5 protein-coding genes are annotated in these 3,875 nt (G+C 54.9%); 1 reads left to right on the forward strand and 4 read right to left on the reverse strand.

Translation table 11 applies throughout. The features are described from left to right. Positions 1 to 171: 171 nt before the first annotated feature. From ZRA01_RS19950 to ZRA01_RS20675, 4 genes are all read right to left on the reverse strand, one after another. On the reverse strand, positions 172 to 1,215 hold the full coding sequence (locus ZRA01_RS19950; protein ID WP_141355120.1) for a hypothetical protein: 1,044 nt from the start codon (positions 1,213 to 1,215) through the stop codon (positions 172 to 174). Between the two features lie 59 nt (positions 1,216 to 1,274). Further along, positions 1,275 to 2,240, reverse strand: a complete 966-nt coding sequence (locus tag ZRA01_RS19955) for an ADP-ribosylglycohydrolase family protein (RefSeq protein ID WP_141355121.1) — start codon at positions 2,238 to 2,240, stop codon at positions 1,275 to 1,277. Then, entirely contained in the window at positions 2,237 to 2,821 is a 585-nt protein-coding gene (locus ZRA01_RS19960; RefSeq protein WP_141355122.1) for a hypothetical protein, read from the reverse strand. The genes ZRA01_RS19955 and ZRA01_RS19960 overlap by 4 nt, the downstream gene beginning before the upstream one ends. An 82-nt stretch (positions 2,822 to 2,903) precedes the next feature. Then, complete coding sequence (locus tag ZRA01_RS20675; RefSeq protein WP_170183040.1) at positions 2,904 to 3,365, reverse strand: YbjN domain-containing protein; 462 nt, start codon at positions 3,363 to 3,365, stop codon at positions 2,904 to 2,906. A gap of 192 nt (positions 3,366 to 3,557) precedes the next feature. On the opposite strand from ZRA01_RS20675, the gene ZRA01_RS20680 reads away from it, so the two are divergent. Continuing rightward, the gene (locus tag ZRA01_RS20680; protein ID WP_170183041.1) at positions 3,558 to 3,785 is read left to right on the forward strand and encodes a hypothetical protein; all 228 of its coding nucleotides are present in this window, start codon (positions 3,558 to 3,560) and stop codon (positions 3,783 to 3,785) included. The last annotated feature ends 90 nt before the right edge of the window (positions 3,786 to 3,875 follow it).

Consider the following 3,875-nt stretch of genomic DNA (forward strand, 5'->3'; position numbering starts at 1 on the left):
CAGGTCGATAGTGTACAGGGTGAGAGCTGTGTGTAATGGGATGCCTTAAAAGGAGTCGCCATCTTAATTGGATGATAGCCAGCCACGAAGGGGTTTCAGCAAAAGGGAAGGACTGTTTGATGGAGTGTGGCGATAATTTTTTAAACCAATCTGTAAGATTTAAAATCTCTTTTAATTGGCGGGTATTATTAAAAACTGCCCATTTCCAACTATTCCTGCTCCACACTTTTTTCGTTCAGAGCTAAGCATGTCACTAATTTCTTTGAATTTTCTGGCAAAAGCATCTACGACTCGTTGAATCTCAATTTTTTCGGGATTGTTTCTTTTTGGGGATTGAATCAGCTTAAAGATCCATTTTTCACTATTGTCTTTTTCGAGAACTAAAACTCCAAGCCCCAGCTGGACAGCCATTTCAAATATTCGTTCATTTTGACCATTGCTTCCCCCATATCTCACTTCGTTTTCAGGAAGGGCATAAACAATAAAAGTATATGTTGAGAATTTCATGTAATTGGCGGCCTGCCAAACAGCTGCTGGTTCTACACGCGTTTTTACCTCAAAACTTGTGATTTCAAAGTGCAAATCCATTGTGTAGTTAAAATATTCGCAATATATGTCAATAAGGTCTGGGTTTTCCCATCGAGGGAGGGGGATCATTCCTCCAGTGATTTCACATCCTGAAAAACCGTTGCTTCTTCCCCACTCTCTAACTAATGGATAGAAGGTTTTTTCAAGTGTCGCCCCTTCATCTTCGCTTTGTTTTATTTTTACATTTAGATCATCTATTTTTTCTATGCTTTCTTCTATTTGTTTTGCATCCTCCGTGGGCTGCCCTTGATCGATGGTGGAGATTAAAGTGAATCCACCAGCAGGCCCTCTGCGCCGTCCTATGATGTACTGACATCCGTTGATTTCGATATTTTGCCCCGACAGTAGTTGAATGCCTTGACTGTATATCCACTCGGCATCAACTTCTTTTTTGGTGGATTCTTCCAGTTCTTTTATTAGTTTTTCTACTGGATTTTGTATTGATCCAATTATGTCTTGCCGGCTTTTTTCTTCTTTTGCTGAAGAGGAGAGTCCGTTGTCTATTTCGTTTTTTATTTGCGGATTTCTGTCAAGAGTTTCGACGATGTTTCTGTATATACCGGCCCATTTTGTCCTGAAGTTATTTTTTTCTTTGAATTCTTTGAGTAGTTCACTAAAGGTTTTCATTTTATACACCCTTTAAATGTCAAGTAAATTTTTTGATCTGATGTTTTTTAAAAATCTTCTCAGCGCTTTTTTGTGGAATTGGTCGTTAACTCCAACACTATCTTCCTCATCTCCTCCGCTAACCCCTTTTCTCCCCACAGCGCCCCCAGCAATCCGCCGACGATGCAGGCATTGGTATCCGTATCCCCTCCGCCGCTCAGCGTTTCCCGCAGCGCCTGCACGTGCGGCGTGCACCGCAGCAGGTGATGAAATGCGTGGGTGAAGGCGATCTTCACGAAGCCGGCCTGGGGATGAAACGGCGGCAGCTGGCCCGCTTCGGCGTCTTCCAGCCAGCCGCGCACTTCGTCGCCTTCGCCGGTGGGAAGAATGGAGCGGGCTGCTTCGAAGGCGCCACGGTGGTCATCCACGTTGAGCATCAGGTGGCGGATGGCGACCACGTAGGCGGTGGTGGACCATTGGCAGCTGGGGTTCGGATGGGTCAGCCGGGCATCGGCGCGGGCGGCGTCTACGGCTTCCTCGAGGGTGACGCGGGCCGACCAGACGCCGAGCGGGGTGGCGCGCATGAGGCTGCCGTTGGCCTTGGATTCCGAGTTGAACATCGAGGCCCGGCGGGCGATGAGTTCTGCCAGATCGGGGCTGTCCGGGTCGCCTTCTTCGAGGGCGTTGGTGGTGGCGTTGCCGATGTCGAAGGGGTCGCTGAGGTACCACAGGCGGTAGGCCCGGGCGGCGCGGTTAACGTCGTAGCGGGGCTGCCCGGCCAGGGCCTGTAGCAGCGCGAGGGTCAGCTCGCCATCGTCGGTGACCTGGCCGGGGGCGGTGTTCCAGATGCCGCCGCCGCACATGCCGAGCGCCTGCTCGACTTCCACCGCCGTCGGTTGACGACCCAGGAACTCCAGCGTGGCCCCCGCCGCGTCGCCGATCAGGGCACCCAGCACGGCGCCCATGTCGAGGTCGTGGCGACAATCGTCGATGATGCGTCCCTGCGGGAGGGGTCTTACGGTGTGGGCTGTGTTGTCAGTCTTCAAATCTGTTCCTCCTTGTCGGATAAGGGATCCTCTTGCGGAATTTCAACCGTGGCGAGAATGTCCTGGGTGGTGAAACGCCCCTTCGCGACGGCGACGTCATCGGGATTCATGTCGGCTTCCGTAACGGAGCGATAAACAGGCTGATCCCCGTTCAAAGGCGCCCAAGGAACTCCTCCAACAGTGGGGATCACCAATTGCAGAGCCCGATCAATGGCAAGGCGAAGCTCCTGAGGCATGGAATAGGCTCGGACGTGGGATTTCCGACCGGACTTGAAGTGGAGCCACGGGACAGAGCTTCGGGGAATGCCATACGGGCTCAAGGAAAATCTGAACGCTCTTGCCAGCTCAAGCTCGTCAAGCGTCACCACGAACGTCCCCTCAAGCTGCGTCCAGTCCATGACCACCTTGGACACACTTACACGCTTGGACGTGGGGCAGTAGATGGGGCGCGCCTCCAGGACATCGGCGCGCTCTCCGCGGCCGTCGAGACCCGGCATATCCCTGAAGTGAACCATCGCCGACTGGAACCTTTCCGCGGCCGGCCTTGCCCCGTCATCTGCAGGCTGCGTTTCAGAATCCATTGCTCTTTCTGCCATTGCCCCTCCCAATCGTCGAACCACCCCTATTCATCACTCCATGAGTCATTGACGGCATCGCTCCGCGCTACTGAAGTAAAGGGTGCGGCGTTTCGCTGGCGGCCGGCTCGCTGTTGCCGAAGGCGAACACCTCGTCGTTCTTGTCGTAGGTGCTCACGACGTGATCCAGCATGCCGGCGAAGCGGCGGAGGATCCGGCTGAGCTGGGCCAGGATCAGGCCCCGCGCGTAGCTCATGCTGTAAGTGACCGACAGGTCCTTGTCCTCGTCGATCGAGAAGCAGCCCAGGAAGACATCGTTGTTGAGGGTATTCACCAGATCCAGGTGATCCTCGAAATCCTTGCGGATCGGCAGATGCGTGCCGAAATGGACGAAATGCCGGTCGGGTTCGACGCGGATTGAGAAGCCGACGCCTGCTTTCGTGTGGAACACCAGCCGTTGGGATGCCGGGGTCACATCCCAGCCCGCGTCATCCAGAAACTCGGCCAGCGTGTCGAGGGTCACCTCGATCTCCTTGAGTACTTTTCCCATGATTTCTCCTTTCAGTTCAACAGAGTGCAGTGCTTCGATGAACTGAATTTTAGAGCCGAGGTGCGTCACACCTTGTCGTACCGGATGCGTAACCTGTTTCCTGCCATGGGAGGGGTGGGCCTCGATGGCGAGGGCCACGCCGGCCGCAGGCAACTGACTCGGGAGACGATGATGAGACACCAGGGATATGCGATGTACAACGCCACGAACAACACGCTGGAGGTGATCCGGCCAGGAGAAAACGCCACGCGGGTCATCCGCTGCGCGCAGATCCATCCGGAGCACGAACAGGTGCACGGGGTGACGATCGACGGTGACGCGATCCGCGTTTACGTCGGGCCCTACAACAACCCGCGGCCGACGCACACCCGCATCTACAGCTTCATGAGCTTGAGCGGGGGGCGGCGCGGTTCGCTGTGAGCGCTATCTGCATGTGGGCTGCCCTCCGCGGGCGCCCACGCGGTAGTGGGCTGCCTGGCGCGCCGCAGCGCTGGCCGCTTCATCCCTTAG

The sequence above is a fragment of the Zoogloea ramigera genome (assembly GCF_006539865.1).
Classification (GTDB): domain Bacteria; phylum Pseudomonadota; class Gammaproteobacteria; order Burkholderiales; family Rhodocyclaceae; genus Zoogloea; species Zoogloea ramigera.

Bases quoted from the DNA above. Each gene is read 5' to 3' on its own strand.
- ZRA01_RS20680 (WP_170183041.1), top strand. From the start codon at position 3,558: ATGTACAACGCCACGAACAACACGCTGGAGGTGATCCGGCCAGGAGAA.
- ZRA01_RS20675 (WP_170183040.1), bottom strand. From the start codon at position 3,365: ATGGGAAAAGTACTCAAGGAGATCGAGGTGACCCTCGACACGCTGGCC.
- ZRA01_RS19950 (WP_141355120.1), bottom strand. From the start codon at position 1,215: ATGAAAACCTTTAGTGAACTACTCAAAGAATTCAAAGAAAAAAATAAC.
- ZRA01_RS19960 (WP_141355122.1), bottom strand. From the start codon at position 2,821: ATGGATTCTGAAACGCAGCCTGCAGATGACGGGGCAAGGCCGGCCGCG.